Annotated in this window: 19 protein-coding genes and 1 riboswitch; of the genes, 13 read left to right on the top strand and 6 right to left on the bottom strand. The window is 59.1% G+C overall.

The window, feature by feature from the left end; genetic code table 11:
* Positions 1 to 21 precede the first annotated feature (21 nt).
* The 3 genes from JMN36_RS07940 to JMN36_RS07930 form a co-directional block, all read right to left on the bottom strand.
* Complete coding sequence (locus tag JMN36_RS07940) at positions 22 to 1,584, bottom strand: alpha/beta hydrolase (RefSeq protein WP_221924199.1); 1,563 nt, start codon at positions 1,582 to 1,584, stop codon at positions 22 to 24.
* 11 nt (positions 1,585 to 1,595) lie between these two features.
* The gene (locus JMN36_RS07935; protein WP_204087958.1) at positions 1,596 to 1,934 is read right to left on the bottom strand and encodes a hypothetical protein; all 339 of its coding nucleotides are present in this window, start codon (positions 1,932 to 1,934) and stop codon (positions 1,596 to 1,598) included.
* Positions 1,935 to 2,114: 180 nt separating this feature from the next.
* Complete coding sequence (locus JMN36_RS07930) at positions 2,115 to 2,885, bottom strand: TSUP family transporter (protein ID WP_221924198.1); 771 nt, start codon at positions 2,883 to 2,885, stop codon at positions 2,115 to 2,117.
* 71 nt (positions 2,886 to 2,956) lie between these two features.
* Between JMN36_RS07930 and JMN36_RS07925 the strand changes: the two genes are divergently transcribed.
* Positions 2,957 to 3,787: a carbon-nitrogen hydrolase family protein gene (locus JMN36_RS07925; RefSeq protein ID WP_204087960.1), complete on the top strand. Its 831-nt coding sequence runs from the start codon at positions 2,957 to 2,959 to the stop codon at positions 3,785 to 3,787.
* Positions 3,788 to 3,827: 40 nt separating this feature from the next.
* On the opposite strand, the gene JMN36_RS07920 is transcribed toward JMN36_RS07925, so the two are convergent.
* The gene (locus tag JMN36_RS07920; protein WP_204087961.1) at positions 3,828 to 4,181 is read right to left on the bottom strand and encodes a hypothetical protein; all 354 of its coding nucleotides are present in this window, start codon (positions 4,179 to 4,181) and stop codon (positions 3,828 to 3,830) included.
* Positions 4,182 to 4,570: 389 nt separating this feature from the next.
* On the opposite strand from JMN36_RS07920, the gene JMN36_RS07915 reads away from it, so the two are divergent.
* The 12 genes from JMN36_RS07915 to JMN36_RS07860 all read left to right on the top strand — a co-directional run bounded on the left by JMN36_RS07915 (position 4,571) and on the right by JMN36_RS07860 (position 21,368).
* Complete coding sequence (locus JMN36_RS07915; RefSeq protein WP_204087962.1) at positions 4,571 to 5,287, top strand: ABC transporter ATP-binding protein; 717 nt, start codon at positions 4,571 to 4,573, stop codon at positions 5,285 to 5,287.
* A complete protein-coding gene (locus JMN36_RS07910) occupies positions 5,284 to 6,573 on the top strand; it encodes a hypothetical protein (RefSeq protein ID WP_221924197.1) in 1,290 nt (429 codons plus the stop codon). Before JMN36_RS07915 ends, JMN36_RS07910 begins: the two co-directional genes overlap by 4 nt.
* Before the next feature lie 52 nt (positions 6,574 to 6,625).
* Positions 6,626 to 7,216: a hypothetical protein gene (locus JMN36_RS07905; RefSeq protein WP_204087964.1), complete on the top strand. Its 591-nt coding sequence runs from the start codon at positions 6,626 to 6,628 to the stop codon at positions 7,214 to 7,216.
* A 460-nt stretch (positions 7,217 to 7,676) separates the two neighbouring features.
* Positions 7,677 to 10,250: an ATP-dependent chaperone ClpB gene (clpB, locus tag JMN36_RS07900; RefSeq protein ID WP_204087965.1), complete on the top strand. Its 2,574-nt coding sequence runs from the start codon at positions 7,677 to 7,679 to the stop codon at positions 10,248 to 10,250.
* A 226-nt stretch (positions 10,251 to 10,476) separates the two neighbouring features.
* Positions 10,477 to 11,205 (top strand): sulfurtransferase, encoded by a 729-nt coding sequence (locus JMN36_RS07895; RefSeq protein WP_236883033.1) that lies wholly within the window; start codon positions 10,477 to 10,479, stop codon positions 11,203 to 11,205.
* A 213-nt stretch (positions 11,206 to 11,418) separates the two neighbouring features.
* A riboswitch (glycine riboswitch) is annotated at positions 11,419 to 11,539 on the top strand.
* Between the two features lie 189 nt (positions 11,540 to 11,728).
* Positions 11,729 to 14,908 carry an aminomethyl-transferring glycine dehydrogenase gene (gene gcvP / locus JMN36_RS07890; RefSeq protein ID WP_236881759.1) on the top strand — a complete coding sequence of 1,060 codons (3,180 nt, stop codon included), beginning with the start codon at positions 11,729 to 11,731 and terminating at the stop codon, positions 14,906 to 14,908.
* A gap of 69 nt (positions 14,909 to 14,977) precedes the next feature.
* A complete protein-coding gene (gene gcvT, locus JMN36_RS07885) occupies positions 14,978 to 16,117 on the top strand; it encodes a glycine cleavage system aminomethyltransferase GcvT (protein ID WP_204087967.1) in 1,140 nt (379 codons plus the stop codon).
* Between the two features lie 83 nt (positions 16,118 to 16,200).
* A complete protein-coding gene (gene gcvH, locus JMN36_RS07880) occupies positions 16,201 to 16,599 on the top strand; it encodes a glycine cleavage system protein GcvH (RefSeq protein WP_012730971.1) in 399 nt (132 codons plus the stop codon).
* Positions 16,600 to 16,739: 140 nt separating this feature from the next.
* The gene (locus JMN36_RS07875) at positions 16,740 to 18,578 is read left to right on the top strand and encodes a type III secretion system chaperone family protein (protein ID WP_221924196.1); all 1,839 of its coding nucleotides are present in this window, start codon (positions 16,740 to 16,742) and stop codon (positions 18,576 to 18,578) included.
* 54 nt (positions 18,579 to 18,632) lie between these two features.
* Entirely contained in the window at positions 18,633 to 19,232 is a 600-nt protein-coding gene (gene pyrE, locus JMN36_RS07870; protein ID WP_204087969.1) for an orotate phosphoribosyltransferase, read from the top strand.
* A complete protein-coding gene (locus JMN36_RS07865; protein ID WP_221924195.1) occupies positions 19,225 to 19,944 on the top strand; it encodes a TrmH family RNA methyltransferase in 720 nt (239 codons plus the stop codon). Before pyrE ends, JMN36_RS07865 begins: the two co-directional genes overlap by 8 nt.
* 80 nt (positions 19,945 to 20,024) lie before the next feature.
* Complete coding sequence (locus JMN36_RS07860) at positions 20,025 to 21,368, top strand: glycoside hydrolase family 76 protein (RefSeq protein ID WP_236881758.1); 1,344 nt, start codon at positions 20,025 to 20,027, stop codon at positions 21,366 to 21,368.
* Positions 21,369 to 21,407: 39 nt separating this feature from the next.
* Here the strand turns inward: JMN36_RS07860 and JMN36_RS07855 are convergent, their stop codons facing one another.
* Both JMN36_RS07855 and JMN36_RS07850 read right to left on the bottom strand, forming a co-directional pair.
* On the bottom strand, positions 21,408 to 21,815 hold the full coding sequence (locus JMN36_RS07855; protein ID WP_204087971.1) for a MerR family transcriptional regulator: 408 nt from the start codon (positions 21,813 to 21,815) through the stop codon (positions 21,408 to 21,410).
* A gap of 8 nt (positions 21,816 to 21,823) precedes the next feature.
* Positions 21,824 to 22,678 (bottom strand): aldo/keto reductase, encoded by an 855-nt coding sequence (locus JMN36_RS07850; protein ID WP_204087972.1) that lies wholly within the window; start codon positions 22,676 to 22,678, stop codon positions 21,824 to 21,826.
* Between the last annotated feature and the right edge of the window lie 73 nt (positions 22,679 to 22,751).

Below are 22,751 nucleotides of genomic sequence, written 5' to 3'. Positions count from 1 at the left end.
CTGCTGTAGCTCCTGCAATGTTCACCCCTGAGGTGTGTGGGTATCGGCAGGCACCCCGTCGGTGATGACCTGTGCGAGAGTCGACGAGTAGTCCCTGTACCGGTGGTTTTTCAACAGCTCATCGAACGTGAGTCCGGGAATGATGAGGCCTCCAAGGTCGCGAATTTTCTGGTCACTGGGGGGAGTAGCTGCCAGGCCGTTGGGGGTGAGCCACGCATCGGCACCCCAGTGTGCGTAGGACGGGTCGGGGCCGTGCGCACCGTCGTCTGGACCAGTGGTGAACATGATGGGATCGGCATTATTCCTACCGACGACGATCTCCGTGTGCCCGTCGAGCGCGTGCGGAGCTAATTCACGCGCGTGATCCACGCCAGTTCCGGGGGATCCGACGATGACGACTGTGTCGGCCTCGAGTGGCGGCGTTGCGTCCGAGGATCGTGCAGCATGCCCGACGACGACGCTGCCGTAACTGTGCCCGGTGACGGTCAGTTGCGCGGACGGGTTGCGTGTGCGGAGCGATTGTTGGAATGAGCGCAGGGTTTGTGCTCCTCGGATGGCGTTATCGGTGCTGGCTGCAGCGGGTAGCGATCTGGGCGCGGGGTAGGCAGACCATGCGATGACACTGGCCTTATTGCCGCTGGCTTGCCTGATCTCACGTGCCCAGTCCGTGTGCCCGTGAATACGTCCGGGTTCACTAGAGCCGACTCCGCCGACGAGGGTGGCGACGGCGGGACTTGTGGTGGGGTCTCCTAGCGCGATGGCCACTCCGTCGTGGTCGAGATGGACGAGGTAAGCGTCGTCGTTGTCGGCGAGTGTTTTCAGTATTCCCTCCAGGTACTGCTTTTCTTTGTCGTTGTGGGCGGCGGAAAGCCAGGTATCGAGGCGTTCTCGGAGGATACGGTCGGTGTCGTCAACCGTGCGTCCATCGAGCCATGGTTGTGAGTTGTCGCGTTGGGGGGCCGGGTCGGGCATGGTGGTGGGCAGGAAAGCGTCAGTGATTCCGGCGGCGGCGAGGACGTGGGCGAGTGGTTTGAACTTGGAACTATTCCATATGTCGACGAGAAGATGCGCGAGCACACCGTCGATAGTGTCCAGGAACTTGAGTAGGAGGGCGAGGTCGGCTTTGCATGCCGTTTCGATGATGTACAGGCCGGTGCTAATGAACGGGTCGGCGGTGGCGTCGCGTTGAGCTTGGAGTTCTTTGATGGTGTGTTCGAGGGATTGCGCGTGGCCGAGGGGACCGCGTAGTGCCGACGAGTGCGCGCGCAATAAGCCGACGGACTGTGTGATGTGGTCGATGACCGCGCGCGTATCCGCATTAATCGATTTCAGTGTTGCGTTGGCGGCGCCACCGTTGATTCCACCGATGATGTTGGCGGGGATAGGGCTGTCTGAAATGCTGGTGGTCATGGGCCCGATGAGTCGGGCCATTGAGGCGGCGACGGCATTGAGCTCATCGGGGCTCCATTGAGGGACATGTGTGAGCGGGCCTCCTCCGACCAGGCTGTGTGTCAGCGGTCCTCGCATTACCGACGCTTGAGCTGCCGAGGTTTTGTTTACCGTCGAGGTTGGGTTGAGTGCCATGAGCTGCACCTTTAACCGAGGTTGTCCGCAGGCGTGGCAGTGTCATCCGCACGCATCGGGAACAGTGCACTCAAGCGCGTTGACGAAGCCTCGTCCGCAGCGCAGACACGGCCTCGTAACGAGTCGACGGATTCGGCAAACCGCGTGTGCCGCGCGCTCAGTTCGTGAGCCTGCGCATAGGCGGCGTCGGCCATAGCGAGCAAAGCGGCATGGGTTCGCGATGAGTGGAAGCTGGGCGCTTGTTCATGCGCGGCGTCGCAAACAGCGCCGACGTGCTCGACGGCTTCCGAATGGTCGTGGTGGTCGTGCATCAGGGTGCGCAGCGCCGAGGGAGTGATCGTGAGAGTCATGCGCCACATCGTGCCAACAACAGGTCCGTTGTGCGCGTCGTCAATAGAGGAAAATCGTGTTTTCTGTGGATAACTCCGCACCTGTGGATAACTGGGGGTCGGCGGCCAAAATAGCCCCTAACGTGTCACACTCTGCCGCTAAGCTGCCACGGGGGACCTCTATGCCGTGACAGCAAGCCTCTATGCCGTCACCCCAAATTGATCGAGCGCCAACTTCCCGGCCATCAGCACCACCACGACAAGCAAAACAATACGGACGAATCCAGCACCTTTACTAAGGACCATTCGCGCCCCGATCTGCGCGCCCACAGTGTTGGTGACGGCCAGCCCGAAGCCCAGCAGCCACCAGATATCCCCATTGATCGCAAAAACAACCAGTGCACCTAAGTTCGTGAAGGTATTGAGGATTTTGGCCCAAGCGGCACTGTTCAAAAAGTCCTCACCCAGCAGCGATGTGACCGTGAGGATTAAAAACAAACCGGTGCCGGGGCCGAACGCACCGTCGTAGATCCCGAGCCCCGTGATCAGCACTAATGCAGCAGCCCATCGCCTACGCGTGACCGCCCGTCGGACTGTGACCTGCCCAAACGATGGCCGGAGCAGCACAAACGCGCCGACGGCAACAAGGAGCACGATAACGATCGGCCGCATAATGTCCTTATCAACGGACGACGCGATAACCGCTCCGAGCGCCGACCCACCAAACGCCAGCGGCGCGTAACGGAAAGCGGTCCGTGCGGCCGGAACGCGCCGGGCCATGGTAATCGCGGAGCTGCCGGTACCGCAGATAGCAGCGATTTTGTTGACCCCGAGCGCCTGAGCATACGTGAAGCTGGGGTTCAGGATCATGATGAGCGGAAGGAGAATGAGCCCGCCACCCCCGACGACGGCGTCGACCCACCCGGCGAAGAGTGAGGTGGTCAGCATGAGGGCGATCACGGTGGGGGACATGCGAAAATCGTATCGCTTCCCTTACTGGTTCTCACTGATAGCTACTGCTATTCACTGATAGTCTGTGGCGTATGCGCATTTCACTGGCCCAGATTTGTTCCGTCCCCGATGTTTCTAGGAATACGGATGCTGTGTGTGAGTTGATCATGCGCGCGTCGTCGGAGAACTCTGATCTCATCGTGTTCCCGGAGGCCTCGATGTACCCGTTCGGTCAGGGTCGGCTGGACACGATCGCGGAGCCGCTGGATGGTCGGTTTGCGACGACTGTCCGCGAGACTGCCGAGGCGGCCGGCATTGTTGCCGTGGTGGGAATGTTCGCGCCGGCCGATTCTGTCGAGACCGAGAAAGGCACGCGCCATCGGGTGGACAACGTTGCGCTGGCGGTTGGCCGCGATGGTGCCGACGGAGATCGTGTCAACGCGGCGTACCGCAAGATCCATTGCTACGACGCGTTTGGGTACCGCGAGTCGGACACGGTTCGCCCAGGTAATGAGCTGGAGTATTTCCAGTGCGCGGGTATGACTGTTGGATTGTCGACGTGTTACGACATTCGTTTCCCGCAGCAGTTTAAGAATCTGGCGCGTGGTGGTGCGCAGGTTATTGTCGTGCCGACGTCGTGGTCGGATGGACCGGGCAAGCGTGACCAGTGGCGGACACTGACTGCTGCACGAGCGTTGGATTCGACGACGTGGATCGCCGCCGCGGGGCAGGCTCGCCCGGGCGGATATGACAAGGTTGGCCAGTCCGACGGTCCGACCGGGATTGGCCACAGTGTTGTGGTCGGTCCTGACGGAACGAGGGTCGCGGAATTGGGCTACACCTGCGGGTATGTCACCGCGACTATTGATACTGATCGGCTGGACTCCGTGCGACAAAGCATCCCTGTGCTTGGCGACGATTAGTGCCGACGGCTGGGTCGGGGTAGATGTCCGCGGTACCGATCTAATGTGAGCGCTTCCTGACGTAAGTGGCTAGTGAGGTCAGTAAGGCGCCTCCACCGACATAGGCGAGTAGAGATGGTGAGAAGATTTCGGCTTCCCCTTGCTGGGTAACCCCGTACCAAATTCCGAAAATAATTAAAACGGCGCTTGCGATCCAAACAAAGTACTGATGTTGTGCGTCGATTAATGTGACGGGAAGAAATAGAATCAGGCTGGTAACTGCGATAATGGTTACGCCGAAACCGGCCACGCCAATTACCCACGCGCCCGTTATTGCGCCAATGAGAAATAGGAGAATACCAACGCCGATCGAAGTAAGTTCGACGATTGGTAATTTGCTGGACCGTGCGTTCATCTCTATCCCCTGTATCAAGTGTAGAAATACTTCTCTTACGTCTTTCTGTTGGCTAGCTTCGCAATCCGTGACTGTGACGTTATCAATGTTGCTGTGGGGGGTCCAGAGGGGGCTTTAGCGACCGAATAACACCCCAAAATTGGGGTGAAATGCCAAAGATGAATGGCTTAAACTGCCGACATTAAGGTGTTACTACCTGAGCGCGAGGTTGGAGCCTCCAAGTTTGGCAGTGTCACCTACATGGCCATCCGCACTGGTCGTTAATCTGCGCCACTTTTTATACGGTGAACCCACCAGCCCCTCCAGGGCGAATCTCCAAGATGGGAAGCAGGTTGCCCAATCTATAAAAGGATGCTTCTAGCGGAGCGCCATCTGTACACTACGAAACTATGCTCATAGAAGTAAGCGAGTTACGGTTTTCGTATAAAAAGGCTAAGTCCGTTTTGGATGGAATTTCGTGCTCTTTTTCCGACGGAATTAATATCGTGCTCGGTTCTAATGGCGCGGGGAAAAGTACCTTAATGAAGCTCCTCGCGACAGAGTTTAAACCTAAATCCGGCGTGATCAGGTATGACGGCAAAGCAGCGGAGCGAAAAAACCGTCCTGCCATCGTGTCGCGCTTAGGCTGGGTGCCGCAACATAATGCGGTTGATACATCTCAAACTGTGCGGGACTTAGTCCAGGCAGCAGCATGGCTTCATGGATATTCCAGGAGCGAGGCCCGGACCGCAGCGTCCGAGGCTATTGCGCTTGTCCATTTGTCCGATAACGAAGGTGACCGTTTTTCTTCGTTGTCCGGTGGCATGCAACGTCGGGCGATGGTTGCTGTCGGGATAGCTCACCGTCCCGACGTCCTTATTTTGGATGAGCCAACATCGGGATTAGACCCAAATCACCGAGCCTCGCTCTTGAGCATTATTCGTCGCCTCAGCGGCAAAACCTCAGTCATTATGTCGACGCATATTTCCTCTGATATTGAGCCTACCGATCGCGTTCTTTTTCTTGATTCCGGACGTATTGTCGCTGATGTGCTCTCGGAAGAGCTCGAAAGGCAATATGGAAGTATTGATGCTGCTTTCGGTCAATTGACTGCGGAAGTTGTATGATGGGTTGGAGGCGGCATCTTCGTTATTTTGTTCCTGCGCCCTTCGTTGCTTTTCTTTTATTCTCCGCGTGGCGAGTGGGCTACATTATCGGCTATTGGCCAGATGTTAATGAAGTACATTCTGAAACACTTGCCCTTATCGGAGTGTGCTTAGCGGGGTGTACTGCCTACGACATCGCACGCCATGATGTTGACTATCTCCGCACGATATCGTCAACCTCCGTACGGCGAAGCTGGTATCTCTGCGGGCTCGGTGCATTGTATGCATTGATATACAACGTCGTAACAATAGTTGGTTTGTATGCCGTGTGTTTATCTGGAGATCCCGGTGGTTCTCCATGGTGGTCGATTCCGGTTATGGGGCTGATCTGGTCCCTGTTCTCCGTGGGGCTCGGCGGGGTTATTGGCCGATCGCTCCATACCAAACCGCGTTTAGCGGCGATTGTCGGCTTCATTGCCGGGGTGGCCGTCGTGGTTCTCACTTTAATGGCAGGGTTGCTACGTGTAGTTCCGAAAATTCTATTCTTGAGGCCGTATTCATCGGGGAACTACGTGGGCTACGTAGAGCAATCGGCCCAATTACGTCCAGTTATTGTTGGTGTTGTTATAGGAATTGTACTGGCGGCAATGCTCATTTTCGTCACCACGACCGATTGGGTAAGGAGTAAAAAGCTTTTATCGTTAGCTCTACCTGGAATCGTCATCGTCTCTGTGGTGGCAACTCTCGTCGGAATAAATGGACCTCTGGTAACGGCACGTGAGAAACCATCGAATCCTTCATGCACCCGTTCCGCCGACGGTGCCCGGTATTGCAGTTGGCCAGAAGATGAATCCACTGTGCGGAAAGTGGATACAAACTGGTCTGCCTTTTTGTCTGAATTGGACGAGTTGGGATTCAAGGTCGACGCTGGTGAGTATGCTCCCAAAAAAGTTGGTGGCGATGTTCCCTTGATGGCGGCTGACGCGGGACGATCCTCAACTCTTGTACTCCATGACGTGGCTGAAACCGCCATTGCACAACACAGCGATGAAGCGGGGTGTGAGTATTCCGAAACGGATGGAGTATCGACTATCTCTATCGTCGCAGAATGGATTGCCGATCATTTCGGAGACAAGCCCATTCGCGACGTCTATGGCGGGGCGAATGGCCCTGGTACGAGCGAGGCCCAGAAGTGGACGGACCAGAACACTGAAGGGCGACCATTTCAGGAGCAAGAAGAGCGAATTGAAAACATCACGCGGGATCTTAAGGCCTGTATAGCTTCTTCTGAGAAAGGCAATGCCTAGGCAATCGAGGAGAATAAAGCATCCGGAAGTAAAAGAAGTGTGAGGATTACTTATGAGTAATAGCGTCTTCCCTTATTTCCGCCTTCGTGGCTGGCGTGAAGCCCTATTGCTGTGTTGCGTTGTCATTCCTCTGGTCTGGTTTCATGATTTTTCGCTCCCGCAATTGTTTGGTCCGGAACTGAGCATCCCTGTTTTCCTTCCGAACCTGGTCCCGGTGGTGCTGGCGGGAGCGATGGGTGTTCTGCTGGGGAGTCAATGGTCAGAATCGTATGAACGTGCCGTGACATCCCGCTCGACGGAACGTCCGCGCCTGATTCTGTCGTTCATGTGCGTTCTCATCTTGGTAGCTGTAGCCGGCCTGATGAGGATCCGTTACCTGGGGTGGGAAACGGTTAGTTTGATCAGCGCTCACAGCATGGTGTCTATTGGGTGTGCGGCTGCATTTGGTGGCCGTTGGGGGTCGGCAGTGTCTTTGCGCGTAGTGCCTCTCCTTTCTCTTATCCTTTGTCTCAGCCCGTGGTTAGTGGGGGAGGGCACGCCGTGGGGAAATTCAGTCGGAGTTGGTACGAGTCCCGCGGTGTTAATAGGGGAGGCTGTTCTGGGGGTTATAGGTTTGGTCGTCTGGGTCCGGCAGGGCCGCTAGTTCCTTTGGGTGTGGTGGCCCGTTATTGCCGGCGCACCCATCCCAGGCACTCGTGTTCAACTCATGCACACAGGTGGTCAGCCCCCGCGCACGCATGTCCATCCCGCGCACGCATGTCCATCCCGCGCACTCGTGCCCAGCCCACGCACGTGTGGCGACCAATACACGCACACAGCCACCCCTCGCCACCGGTACCCCATCCGCTACGAAAAAATTTCTAACAAATCTGCCTTGAGTGGAATAGACTCAACTTCGTGTCAGTTGTACTAGATGTGATTAAAACCTGCGTGAAGTACACTCAACAATGGTTATAGCAACGTTCTTCGTCGGCTAGCGGTCAGCCACCCGGTCGGTCCCGTCGACTGAGCCGCAAAGCTCCCGTCCCACAGGCCACACACAGAACGGTCAGCACAGAAACAGTAAATACAGAACAACAAACGCAGAATAGAAAGGTGACATCATGAGCTCTTTTACCCCCACAACTCGTACAGCTGAAGCCCTCCAGGCCGCACTTCAGGACGCCTCGAAACGAGGTAACCCAGACATCCGGCCAGCGCATTTACTCGTCGCTCTCCTCGAGCAGGCTGACTCTATTGCGTCGCCAGTTATTCAGGCTGTGGGCGCAGACCCGAACCAGGTCCTCACTCGGGCACGAAGTCTGGTGGGTGGGTACCCCACCGCCACTGGCCAACAAATGGCGAACCCGCAGTTCAACCGCGATTCCCTCAACGCGCTAACCACCGCGCAGGAATTAGCAGGCCAGCTGGGCGACAGCTACGTGTCCACTGAAGTTTTGCTCGCCGGCATCGCATCCGGTGACAGCGATGCAGCGAAATTACTGCAGGAGTTCGGTGCCACCGCGGACGCACTCAAAGCGGCGTTCCCGTCGGTACGCGGAAACCAAAAAGTGACCACCGAGGACCCAGAAGGCCAGTTCCAGGCCCTCGAAAAGTACTCCACGGACCTCACCGCCCGAGCACGCGACGGCAAAATCGACCCCGTCATCGGCCGCGACGCCGAAATCCGACGCGTCGTCCAGGTACTGTCACGGCGGACAAAGAACAACCCGGTGCTCATCGGTGAGCCCGGCGTCGGTAAAACCGCCATCGTCGAAGGCCTAGCACGACGTATCGTCGCTGGTGATGTGCCTGAATCGCTGAAGGACAAGAAACTCGTCTCGCTCGACCTCGGCTCCATGGTTGCCGGTGCAAAATACCGTGGCGAATTCGAGGAACGGTTAAAGGCCGTCCTTGATGAGATCAAGAACGCCGACGGTGAAATCATCACCTTCATCGATGAGCTTCACACCATCGTCGGTGCGGGCGCGACCGGGGAATCCGCAATGGACGCCGGCAACATGATCAAGCCGCTGCTGGCTCGCGGTGAACTCCGCCTCGTGGGCGCAACCACTCTGGAGGAATACCGCAAGTACATCGAAAAGGACGCCGCCCTTGAGCGCCGTTTCCAGCAGGTATACGTGGGCGAGCCCAGCGTCGAGGACACCGTCGGCATTTTGCGTGGCCTCAAAGAGCGCTACGAGGTTCACCACGGTGTTCGGATCATGGACTCCGCCCTGGTCTCGGCCGCGACGCTGTCCGACCGCTACATCACAGCCCGGTTCCTTCCCGATAAAGCCATCGACCTTATCGACGAAGCCGCCTCGCGGTTGCGCATGGAAATCGACTCCCGGCCAGAAGAAATCGACACCGCCGAGCGCGTCGTGCGTCGGCTAGAGATCGAGGAAATGGCCCTGGAGAAGGAGACCGATGAAGCCTCGAAAATCAGGCTTGAGCACCTGAAAGAAGAGCTTGCCGACGAACGCGAAAATCTGAAAGCACTGACCGCCCGGTGGGAGAACGAAAAGTCCGCCATTACCGAGGTGCAAAGCGTTAAGGAAGAGCTGGAGAAGGCCCGGTCCGATTCGGAAATCGCGGAGCGCGACGGCGACTACGAGAAGGTAGCAAAGCTGCGCTACGGCACTATTCCTGAACTGGAAAAGAAGCTGCACGCCGCCGAAAAGTCCGTGAACTCCACCGAAGAGAACGCCATGCTCTCTGAGGAAGTCACGCCCGAAACAGTGGCCGAAGTTGTCTCCGCGTGGACCGGCATCCCCGCCGGCAAGATGATGCAAGGCGAAACCGAAAAGCTCCTGGCCATGGAGAAAGTTTTGGGTCGCCGCGTGGTCGGCCAGGACGAAGCCGTGAAGGCCGTCTCCGACGCGGTGCGCCGCGCTCGTGCTGGTGTCGCCGACGAGAACCGGCCGACAGGCTCGTTCCTCTTCCTCGGCCCCACCGGCGTCGGCAAGACCGAGTTGGCCAAGGCGTTGGCGGACTTCCTCTTCGACGACGAAAAAGCCATGGTCCGCATCGATATGTCGGAGTACGGCGAGAAGCACTCCGTGGCGCGGTTGGTCGGTGCCCCTCCGGGATACGTCGGTTACGACGCCGGTGGTCAGCTGACCGAAGCAGTGCGTCGTCGGCCCTATACAGTGGTCCTATTCGACGAGGTTGAGAAGGCTCACCCCGACGTCTTCGATGTCCTCCTGCAGGTGCTCGACGAAGGGCGCCTGACCGATGGACAAGGCCGCACGGTGGACTTCCGGAACACCATCCTGATCCTGACCTCGAACTTGGGCGCAGGTGGGACCAAGGAGCAGATGGAAGCGGCCGTGAAAGCCACCTTCAAGCCGGAATTCATCAACCGCCTTGACGACGTCGTTATGTTCGACGCTCTGACCAGTGAACAGCTGACCAAGATCGTCGACATTCAGATCGACGCTCTGGCCAAGAGGCTGGAGTCTCGACGCCTTGTGTTGGATGTCCACGACGACGCGAAGGAATGGCTGGCCAAGCGCGGCTACGACCCCGCGTACGGTGCCCGCCCGCTGCGTCGGTTAGTGCAACAAGCCATTGGCGACGAACTGGCGAAGGAACTCCTCGCCGGGGATGTTCGCGACGGCGACGTTGTTGAGGTCACGGTGGCTGAGGGCGGAGACAAACTCGACGTCCACGGTGGCGGTGTGTCGACACTGTGATGTCGCATCGGGCTGCACGGCAGGTTGTTAAAGGGGAACTGGTGTCGTTACCAGGAGCATCTCACAACCTGCCATACTGCAGTCTGGAGCTCGTCCGCATAAGCTAGTGCCCATGACCGTATACGTTTCTCCAGACATCTTGTCCAAAGCTATCAACAAATCGAATCGTATTAGTATCTTGAGCACCCACTGGTCCAGTGGAAGCCGAAACGCGTATTCGAGGTTCGTGTCTGAACATATTCCGGACGCTCAGTTCTGCCCGCCAGAGTTAGCCCTCACAGGACTGCCCTCCCGCGAAGCCGGGCGTAACCCGCTGCCGAACAAAGGGATCCTGCAGAACTGGGTCTACAAGTGGGGACTGGACAAGAAAACGCCGATCATCATTTACGGCCAGCACCACGGCATTTTCTCCGCCCGTGCCTGGTGGATTCTCAAGTGGGCTGGGTTCACCGACATTCATATTCTCGACGGTGGCCTCCCCGCGTGGGAGGACGCTGGGTATCCCGTGATCGCCGGACCGGGGAGCCTCCCGCAGCGATTCCGTACAGAGATCACCGTCGGCAATATGCCCACCATCGAAGCCGATGAAATCGACCAGTGGATTAAGGACGGCGGATTCCTCCTTGATGCGCGCGACGAACGTCGTTTCAACGGGATTGCCGAAAAGCTGGACTTCCGAGCTGGCCACATTCCGGGTGCGATCAACATGCCGGTCCAGGACTTTTATAACGAGGACCGGACAGTATTGTCGCCCGACGAGATCCGGGCACGGTTCAACAGGGCGGGAATTACCGACGGCTCGAAAGTGGCTGTGTACTCCGGTTCCGCGCTGCACTCCTGCGCGATGATCGCCGTGATGGAGCACGGTGGGATCGGCGGTGCCACGCTATTCACCGGTGGTTGGTCACAGTGGGCGGGGAATCCCGACAACCCCATCGAGCGTTCGGACGATTAAGCCGCGCTGCGCGAACGGTGGCTGGACGAACCAGCCGCCGCGCGACCCTGTCACCGCGCGAACCATGTGACGTTCGTGTAAAAATTTGTGCCCGTCGGGGGTAACCTACCAGCGTATCGCCTGGTCATTGCCTCGAAATGAGGTAACTAGATGGCGAAGTTCGCTCGACATGTCCGGGGTTGCGGATATAGTCGAGTGACGAACATGCCGTTACGAGTTGCAACGGGAGAGCTTGCTTTCCGCGCCGGGCGCATCGTGCTTCCGGCCAGGAAAGTAGCGCCGTAGGAGCAAACCCTCCCCGGGAATCTCTCAGGCCCAGTACCGCTGCAATGAGGCACCACTGGAAAGAGCTGTGCATACAGCCGCCGAAGGAGAAAAGCAGACCGACAACAGCGCCACCTTGAGGGCTCTATAAATCTGTAGGGCTCCCTATACAGGGCGTTGGTGAGGCTGCCGAAGCTCTCAGGTACAGGAGACAGTGCGGGGGAGGCGACCGGTCATCGCCTTCGACGAATGGGAAACAATGTCTCATCCACAGTCTCAGCAGCAGTCCCCCCAACAGGCTCACCCGAAATTCGATCCGGAGAACACCCAGGGTGCGGCCCCGGCGTCTATTAAAACCACGGCCGATCTCACCGCGCCATTGAGTTCACCACGCGTGTCGGCCGCGTCGTTCCCGGCGCGGCACATCGGCCCCAACGCGTCGAGCATCCAACAGATGCTGCAGACCTTGGGGTATTCGTCGGCACATGAACTTGCCGACGCAGCGTTGCCCGATTCCATCAAGAACCGGGAACTTAATCTGCCACCTCGTCGCACCGAGCAGGACGTGCTGGCCGCGCTGCAGGTGTATGCCGATAAGAATGTTCAGAAGAAGCAACTGATTGGCGCGGGTTATTATGACACCGTCACGCCGGCTGTGATCAGGCGAAACATTGTGGAAAACCCGGGGTGGTACACCGCGTACACCCCGTATCAGCCGGAGATTTCGCAGGGTCGCCTGGAGGCGCTGCTGAATTTCCAAACCGCGGTGGGGGATTTAACCGGTTTCGACGTCGTTAATGCGTCGCTGTTGGATGAGGCCACTGCTGTTGCGGAGGCTGTTCAGCTGATGATCCGCGGTGGGCGTCGGTGTAAAGGTGGAGAGTCGGTTGTGCTCCTGGATAGCGCTTGCCACCTGCAGGTGATCGCGGTTGTTCGCTCGCGGGCGAAGGCTGCTGGTATTTCGCTTCGCGTATCGACGATTACCACCGATACGATTGCCGACGAAGAGAACCTTGTCGGCGTCGTTATTGCCCAACCCGGAACGACGGGTGAGGTCCGTGACCTGAAACCTCTCATCGACGCTGCGAAGGAGAAGAAAGCGCTGGTCACGGTGGATTGTGACCTTCTTGCGCAGACGCTTCTGGCGTCGCCGGGTGAGCTTGGTGCGGATATTGCGGTGGGTTCTGCGCAACGCTTCGGTGTGCCGCTTTTCTTCGGTGGGCCGCATGCGGCGTTTATGGCCGTCGCAACCTCGCTGACCAGGAAGATGCCGGGGCGCATCGTCGGTGTGTCGAAGGATGAAGAAGGAACGCCCGCGTATCGCTTGGCCCTGCAGACCCGCGAGCAGCATATTCGACGCGACCGCGCGACCTCTAATATCTGTACGGCGCAGGCACTGTTGGCTGTTGTGGCCGGCATGTACGCCGTGTGGCATGGGCCGGATGGGTTGAAGGAAATCGCTGGCCGTATTCACGCGCATGCTGCTGCGCTGGCCGACGCTGTTGTCGCGGCTGGTCTTCGCATTGAGCATGACACGTTCTTTGACACCGTCACCGTGAAGCACAGCACTGATAATGCAGCGCGTATCGCCGTCGCGCGAGCCCATGAAGAGGGCTTTAACCTGCGAGAACTCGGTGGTCGGCTGGTTGGCATTTCCATCGGTGAATCCACGACCGATACTGATATTCGCCAGTTGGCCGCGATACTGATCAGCGCTGAGGGCCGCGATAGTGGTTCCGGTCCCGACAGTTTGGATGAAGTGCGTGAGCTCACCGCCGGTCTGCCTGGTGATCACCGCGATGTGGCGAGCGCTGGAACAGCACATTTACCTACGGAGCTTCTCCGTCGCGATGAGATTTTGACGCACCCGATCTTCCACGCCATTACCTCAGAAACCGAAATGATGAGGTATTTGCGGATGCTTTCCGACCGCGACCTCGCCCTCGACCGCACCATGATCCCGCTGGGGTCGTGCACGATGAAACTGAACTCCGCGGTAGAGATGGAGCCGATCACGTGGCCGGGGTTTGCCTCGATTCACCCGATGGCTCCCGACGATCAGACGGCGGGGTGGCGTGAACTTATCCACGATCTGCAGGACAGTCTGGCCGAGATGACCGGTTACGCGGCTGTTAGCGTGCAGCCCAACGCGGGGTCGCAGGGTGAATTCGCTGGTCTGCTGGCTATTCGGCGCTACCATCAGTCGCGCGGTGACAATGAGCGCACCATCTGCCTGATCCCGGAGTCCGCCCACGGCACCAATGCGGCGTCGGCGGCGCTGGCTGGGTTGAAAGTTGTCGCAGTGAAATCTCGCGACGACGGTTCCATCGATCTCGATGACCTGGACGCGAAGCTGGAGAAGCAAGGCGACAAAGTTGCCGCCATCATGATCACGTACCCCTCCACCCACGGCGTCTACGAAGAGCATGTTCGCGACGTGTGCGATAAGGTCCACGCGGCTGGTGCTCAGGTGTACATCGACGGCGCCAACCTCAACGCGCTGGTCGGGCTGGCGAAACCCGGGCAGTTCGGTGGCGACGTCAGCCACCTCAACCTGCACAAGACCTTCACCATTCCTCACGGTGGCGGCGGCCCCGGCGTCGGCCCGCTGTGTGTTGCTGATCACCTCGTGCCGTTCCTGCCGGCTGATCCGATGGAAACGACAAGTGCCGACGCGCAGCGCCCCGGTGATGGTGCGGGAGGCTCCTCCGACAGCACAGAAGGCTCGAGCGACGCCCCGTCCGAGGCGCACGGTGTGCCGATTGCCGGTGCCACCTATGGTTCCGCCGGCGTCGTCCCGATCTCCTGGGCATACATCGCGTTGATGGGGGGCGACGGCCTGGCAGCGGCGTCGGAAATGGCCCTGGTGAATGCTAACTACATCTCCCATCAGCTCGCCGACGATTTCCCCACCTTGTACACGGGGAAGAATGGTTTGGTCGCGCACGAATGCATCCTTGACCTGCGTGAGATCACGAAACGCTCAGGGATCACCGCAGAGGACGTTTCCAAGCGGCTCATGGACTTTGGCTTCCACGCGCCGACCTTGGCGTTCCCCGTGCCTGGGACTCTCATGGTGGAGCCCACCGAGAGCGAGGACAAGGGCGAGCTCGACCGCTTTATCGAAGCCATGCGCACTATCCGTCGCGAAATTGATGAGGTGATCGACGGCACCGTCGCCGAGGAAGATTCCGTGATTCGCCACGCCCCCTATACGGCCTGGTCTGTGACGCGCGACGACTTCGACGACGCCGTGTCCCACGGCCACTTCACGCGCGAAAAAGCGGCATTCCCCGTCCCTGGCCTGCGTAGGACCAAGTACTTCCCACCAGTTCGCCGCATTGACAATGCCTATGGCGATCGCCATGTGGCGTGCTCGTGCCCGCCCTTGGAGGATTTCGCCATTACCGACGATGAATTCAACAGCCTGGATAAATAGGCACCCACACCAGCACCAATTCCACGTACCGCAGCACTAACCCCAGCGACGTTGACAGGAGAACACGACGTGACAGACCAACCCACCACAGGATCCGGCGCAGGATCATCCACCCCACAGAAGACCGCATTGCACGATGTCCATGAGGAACTCGGCGCCCGCTTCACCGATTTCGGCGGCTGGGACATGCCCCTCAAATACGGCAGTGAGTTGGACGAACACAAAGCTGTTCGCACCGACGCCGGCATTTTCGACCTCTCCCACATGGGCGAGGTTCGAGTCAGCGGCCCGCAGGCTGCCGAAGCCCTCGATCACGCATTGATCTCACGGTTATCGGCCGTGGCCGTCGGTAAGGCGAAGTACTCCATGATGTGTACCGAGGACGGCACCATCATCGACGACCTCATCACCTACCGCCTCGGCGACGACGAATTCTTGGTCATCCCCAACGCCGGCAACGCGCCCACGGTGGCCTCGGAATTAGTCTCCCGAGCTGAGTCTTTTGACTGCACCGTGGCCGACGAATCCAGCGAAACGTCGTTAATTGCGGTGCAAGGCCCCAACGCGGAGCGCGTCTTGGCCTCACTCCCCGGCGCAGATGTCCGCAACCTGGCCGAGGTGAAGTACTACGCCTTCTTCCGCGGCACCGTTGCCGGGCACGATGTGGTCATCGCCCGGACCGGATACACCGGGGAAGACGGGTTCGAGATCTTCGTCCCGAACAGCGGCGCCCACGACGTATGGGCCGCGATCATGGGCACAGGCGCTGTGACACCATGCGGGCTGGCTAGCCGCGATACGCTCCGCCTGGAGGCGGGCATGCCGCTCTACGGCCACGAACTGGACCGGTCACACACCCCGGTCGACGCGGGCCTCGGCGTATTGGCGGCGACGAAGAGCAAGGACGCCTTCGTTGGCCGGGACGCCATCGTCGCTGCGAAGAAGAACGGTGCGACGCGGAAACTTGTCGGGATGAAGGGGGACGGGCGACGAGCTGCCCGCGCCGGTTACACCGTGTTGACCAGTGATGATAAAGAGGTCGGGGAGGTCACTTCGGGCGCGTTGTCGCCGACGCTCGGCTACCCGGTGGCCATGGCCTATGTGGATGCGGACGTCGCGGAGCCGGGAACCGCGCTTTCCGTGGACATTCGTGGTAAGCATTATCCCTACACGGTGGTTCAGCTTCCGTTCTATAAGCGCGACCGCTAGCCCCAACAGCAACCACATCAATCGACGTTTAAGACCATTCATCCGCAACGACGAGTGCGGATAACAATGCGAAGGAGATCCTGATGTCCAACGTTTCATTGCCCGCTGACTACCTGTACTCCAGTGACCACGAGTGGATCGACAACGACGCCGCCGAGCCTGGCGACACCGTCCGCGTCGGCATTACCCATGTTGCCGCTGACCAGCTGGGCGAGATCGTGTATGTTGACCTGCCCGACGTCGGCACGGAGGTCGAAGCAGGAGAGGCTTTCGGTGAAGTGGAATCCACCAAGTCAGTCTCCGACATCTTCGCTCCCGTCTCGGGCGAAGTGGTCTCGATCAATGAAGACCTTGGCGATGACGCCGGCGTGATCAACTCCGACCCCTACGGCGATGGCTGGCTGTACGAGGTTCGCATCTCCGACCTGGGGGAGCTGTTAGACCAGAGCGCCTACGCCGCTGAGAACGATATCGACGTGTAGGGTCTGTCAGCGAATAACTGGTCAACGACGGCTGCCACTACCTCCTGTCGGGCTCGACAGCATGATTCCCAGGGGCAGAGGTGGCGGCCTTTGTGTGCGGGTGGAGGCATTGTCCGCGTAAGCGGATAGACTATCTAACGATGAATTCCGCAGTTTTCCTGATTCTTGGCGCTCTGCTGCTCCTCGCGGCCGCAGCGCTGCTGTGGGCTGCCAACCGACCGGCAGATGATAGGGAGTGGCGCCGAGCTCTCAACCGCCGCGCCGGGGCGCACGAACGGTCGACGTTGTCCCAGGTGGGGAGAGCTGATCTTCCTTATGAAGGGGAGGAGACGTCTGGCGAGTCGCGCGGTCCGTCTGATGGCGTTCCGTTTAATGACGGCGACGTCGGCGAAACACTCCCGCCGCGCCGCAGAAACCCGCGTTTTAATCCCCAGCAGCCCCAGACTGCGGACGAAGCATTCTCACATTTCGGTGTGAACCCGCACGCAGAGGCGGAAGAAGAGCGCGTTGATCAGCAGGAATGGTCCGACGATCGGCTGCCTGCCGACGACGTCTCGATGACGCACGCGGATGAGTCAGTGGAATCCCAGCGTGTCCAGCACGGAGCGGTCTCCCATGCCGCCGGCGAGGACAACGCGTCCGCTGTGACGCGTAATAACGGGGACGAACGCTCAGACACAGATTCACCCTCGCGCAGCATTCCCGTAAGTAAAACGGGTGCCACGACGGAGTCCTCCGCGGACTCACCAGAAGACGCAGCCGCAGATGCGCCTGCAGACACACCAGAGGACCCCGCCGAGGAGTGGTTCGCGAACCCCACGCGAGCGACCCGTCGGGCACGTCGATCATGGGCTGCCGAGCACGGATGGCAGTTCGACCGCACCGATCCCGACTTGGCCAACGAGTGGGCCGACCACGTCGGCGCATCACCAAGCGAAGCCAAAGACGTCGTTTCGGGACGGATGCGCGCACGCCGCGCACACGTGGCCGACATCAACGACAACTCCTACCTAGGGTTACGCCGATCCGGTTCGTCAGACGTACTCATCGACTTCCGGGACCGTGACCATTGGGCTCTCCAGAATCAACCCGGCGAAGCCCCCGGACAGATCAAACCTCCTCGGCCCGACCAGGAATATGTGGGATCGTGCGGAGGATTCGAGGTGTTCTCCTCAGACCCCCTGTCCGTCCGGCTCATGATGGATTCCCGCGCCGACCGCGCACTCGCACACCTCCGCGGCGCCACCGCAGCCGTCGTCATCGACCCGTGGTGGATCCTCGTCCGCTGCAATCGCCGCCCCACCATCGACGATATCCCCAGGATATTCGCCTATATCGCCGATCTTGACGACGCCACCCGCGTCCTGCCCAACCCGACAGCCGAGTATCTGGACATGACGGATGGCGACCCCGGCCGTGCATATTCGTACGACATCTTCACCCTGGGTGACGGCCCACGCATGCAGGCCGTTCCCGACGCTGGCCTCGCAGGTCAATCCGCCACGGATGCGGGGTCCGCTGCTGATCAACCCGGAACCGCCAGCCAATCCGACGGTAACGACGTCGGCAATAATGATGAACCGGCCGGCCAGGAAGAGCCCTCTGGTACGGATACTCATATCGGATGGTCGGATAGGCCCGAGTTCCGCCACGAGTATGTTGACTTGCCGCGTCGGGATCGAAGCCGACGAGAGGGGACGACGGCGGACGACGAAATGTGGGATGAAGTGGGGAAATCCACCGGAGATATTCCCGTTGTGGGTAGCGATCCTGACCACTCGGGGGCGCATGAGCGGTCCGGGCGAGTTATCCGTGTGGAGTCTGATTACGACAAGTCCACCATTTTCGGCGATCCGCCGTCGTCGGGGAGGCACCGCAAGAGCTCGGCCCGGCGAGGCGCGTCCCACCGGCGGGAGGATGACGATGTGCCCATCGTCGATGGTGAGCTCGAGCCCGAGAATCGGCTCGACCCGGATTAAACGGAACTACAAGCCGGACGATAACAACCCAGCAGCCAGAAGGAGTTTCTTTTCATGAGGGATCACACTAACCCAGGGGCGAAAGACACCCAGCCGACCTCTGCTGCGCAGTCTTTGGATCCAGAGCGCCGGGCCCGGCTGGCAGAGTTAGTCAAAGAACTGGCCGTCGTGATGGGGAAGGTGACATTATCCTCGGGCAAAGAGGCAGATTATTACGTCGATTTGCGTCGGGCCACGTTGCACCATGAGGCTTCGCCATTGATTGGTGCCCTTTTGCGGCAACTGACCGAAGACTGGGATTTCGACGCTGTCGGTGGCCTGACCTTGGGCGCAGATCCTGTCGCCGATTCAGTTTTGCACGCACCCGGCCGGCCCATCGACGCCTTCGTCGTGCGCAAAGAGGCGAAGAAACACGGCATGCAGCGTCGCATTGAAGGCCCGGACATTAAAGGCAAGCGCGTCCTCGTCGTCGAAGATACGACAACCACAGGGAATAGCCCATTGACCGCGGTCAAGGCGGCGCGGGAAGCCGGGGCCGAGGTTGTCGGCGTGGCGACCGTCGTCGACCGCAACACAGGCGCGGCCGACGCCATCCATAAGGAAGGCTTGGAGTACCGGTCCATCCTGGGATTGAAGGATCTGGGACTTGAGTGATTCACCCCACGCGGCGGATCCCCACGCGTCAGACTCAGGCACGGTACAACCCCTAGTTGGCGTCGGTGCTACCGAGTGGAATCCGCACCCCGTCGGCGTTGGCCCATGGGAGGTCGAGCATCCCGGCCAGCCACGGCCGACGGATGATCGTTATGACCCCACCCTTTTGGACGAGGGCGACCGGCGCAATGTCGTCGACGCCTACCGGTACTGGAAGCGCGAGGCCATCGTCGCGGACCTGGACACGCGCCGCTTTCCGTTCCACGTTGCGATCGAGAATTTCACGTCGGACCATAACATCGGGACCGTTGTGAGGACCGCGAATGCTTTTGCTGCAGAGGCGGTGCACATCGTCGGCAAGAAGCGGTGGAATCGTCGCGGAGCCATGGTGACCGACCGCTACCAGCATCTTTATCATCATTCGACGGTTAACGACGTGCTCCAGTGGGCGCATGAGCACGATCTCACCGTGATTGCTGTGGATAATGTGCCGGGCTCGGTGCCCGTTGAGACGGCTGAGTTTCCGGAGCGGTGCCTCCTCCTGTTTGGCCAGGAGGGGCCGGGGGTAAGCGAGGAAGCGCAGCGCGGTGCTGTGCAGACGGTATCGATTGCCCAATTTGGGTCCACGCGGTCGATTAATGCGGGGGTTGCTGCAGGGATTGCGATGCATGCGTGGGTGAGGCAGCACGCGGATCTGTCGCGGGCGTGGTGAGTCTGCAGTTCCTTAGCAGTGTCCGCCCATTCGTGTGGGTTCAGTAGCGCCTACACCATCTATAGGGCACGATTAATGCAATGCAGCATAAACGCAATAGCAACGAAACTGACACACCTGCGGACGTTACCGCCGGAGACACACCTACTCACGAGGGTAGTTCACGGATTAATGGCGCCGAGCAGATCAGCCGTCGTGGCAGCTCTTTGCGTCCGCATCGTCGCCAGCAGGAATTGTGGGAGAAATGGGATCATCGTGCTGATTTAGCCGAGGATGCTATTGATGAGCGCCATGCTCGTCGGCTGTTGGGCTTGCCCGGGACGAATCTTGCGGTCGTTTCGTGGCCCGCTGCGACGCGGGATAAGTTCTTCTTGCGCTGGCATTATTGGTGGCAAGCTCATTATTTAGATTGCTTGGTTGATGCAGCATCGCGACGGCCGTTGAAATCCCGGTCGCGTCGTATCAGCCGGACGATGAAGGGGATTCGACTTCGTAATGGTGCGCCGTTGACAAAAAACCGTTATTACGACGATAAATCCTGGTTGGCTTTGGCACTGGATCGTGTCGTGGGGCTAGGGCATGGCCATCAAGCGAGGGGTTTGAAGGATCTTCAGCAGAACATTATTGATGGTGTCGATCCGTTGACGGGGGTTGTTCCGTGGCGGGCTGGGGAGGCATTTTATAACGTGCCGACGAATGGTCCAGCGGCGATCATGATGGCGCGGATGGGCCGTGTAGATGAGGCTGAAGCGATCACCAACTGGATGTTTGAGAACCTCATCAATCAGGATGGCCTTCTTATAGATGGCATACGGATGAAGATGGATGGTCCGGAGCCTTCGACGGCTATTTATGCCTATAACCAGGGTGTTGCTTTAGGCGCGTGTGTAGAAATAGCTCAACGGCGTCGTGAGGAAGCTGGAATTACGGATAATCCGTCCAGTGCTGGGGCGCACGCTGGTTCCGACGTCGCGATCTCGTCGATTACCAGGGTCCACAATCTGGTCCACGCCATCGCGGTGAACTTGGCCACGGATACCGGCGTGGTCAAGGGCTCGGGCAGCGGTGATGGCGGTCTCTTCCGGGGCATCCTGGTGCGGTATCTGGCCTTAGTGGCGACGGACCTCCCGGATGACCAAAAGCTATCCCGAGCGACGAAGCGCTTGGCGGCCAAACTTGTCTTGTCGACGGCAGACGCGGTGTGGGATCAGCGCCTGGAGGTTAACGGGCTCCCCGTTTTTAGTGCGGATTGGACGCGTCAGGCGGAGATCCCGCGGGCTGCTGGCCGCATTGCTGGGTCGAGCGGTAATGCGGTAGCAGGCGCGGAGATTGCCGAGCGTGATCTGTCCGTGCAACTGTCGGGGTGGATGGCGATTGAAGCTGCTGCCCGGGTGGCCAATTATGAGCGATTGCGAGGGGCTTAGTGACTGCGGGACGCCACCTCGTTGACGCACCCCGCCTCGCTAGCGGTCTTTGACCGGGGCAAGCAAACCGGATTCATATTTGATCTCACCGGCACGAACTTTGTCGTAGTAGTTTAGCTTTGAATCGATAAAAGCGAGCATGTCGCGCAAGTTCGCGATCTTGTCCTCCACTACGTGGCGTTGGTTTTGGAGGATGTCTTTGCGTTGAGGAATGCTACTTTCACCCTCCAGGCACAGCTCCATATACTCACGCATTTGGTCAATCCCCATACCGCATTCGCGCAGGCAGCGAAGACCCCTCAGCCAGGCAATATCGTGCTCATCAAAGACACGATAATTGTTTTCATCGCGCATGACCCGAGGCACAAGCCCGATTTTGCAGTAGTAGCGCACAGTGTCGATGGAGATTTCGCTGGCTTCGGAGGCTTCGCTAGTCGAATACAACATGGGGTGCTCTATCGCCGCTGGTTGATGAGGTCCGTGAAGAAATCGACGGTCTCCACTGCTTCGTGATCGAAGAACAGTGAGGACCCAGTGTCAAGCTCGGCTATGGCGGCCATATCCTCCTCGGTCAATCTGAAATCCTCGATGTCGATATTCTGCTGGATACGCTCAGCGTGGACGGACTTTGCCAGCCCGACGATACCGCGCTGGTAGAGCCACCGCAGTACCACTTGGGCGACAGACTTATCGTACTGCTTGCCGATCTCGGTGAGCACAGGGTTATCGAAAAGCCCATTGCGGCCTTCACCAAACGGAGCCCAGGCCTCGACAGTCACGCCGTGCTTCTGCAGCTGATCGACACGCTCGGTTTGTTGGTTGAATGGGTTAATCTCAATCTGGTTCACGACGGGGTAGGCGGAGTTGAAAGACCCCAAGTCGTGCACGCGCGCCGGCGTGAAGTTCGATACACCGATCGAGCGAATCAGGCCCTCTTTCTGGGCGCGCTCGAGACCCCTCCAGGCTCCATACACATCGTTAAAAGGCTGGTGGAGCAGCATGAGATCAACGTAATCGGTACCCAGTTTGTCCAGTGAAGTCTTCACGCTTTCGTACGTGGCATACTCGCCGTAATTATCCAGCCACACCTTGGTGGTGAGGAATAACTGGTCGCGATCAATGTCGCTACGACGAATCCCCTCGCCGACGGCTTCTTCGTTGAAGTAGGCCTGGGCGGTATCAATGTGGCGGTAACCGGCCTCGATGGCGTGGGCGACTGCATCGGCCGTCTGGTCAGCGGGAATCTGGTACACACCGAATCCCTGAACGGGGATCGAGCGACCGTCGGACATAGTCAGCGGTTTCAGCATGATGTACTCCTTATGAGGTTGACTACGTCCAATTCAACAACCTGGGAGTGACTTCCAAGCAAATTTGGATATG

Origin of the sequence: Corynebacterium pseudokroppenstedtii (assembly GCF_019754945.1) — a bacterium.
GTDB classification, from domain to species: Bacteria; Actinomycetota; Actinomycetes; order Mycobacteriales; family Mycobacteriaceae; genus Corynebacterium; species Corynebacterium pseudokroppenstedtii.
Note: the sequence above shows the minus strand (reverse complement) of the source record. Positions and strands in the feature narration are given on the sequence as shown.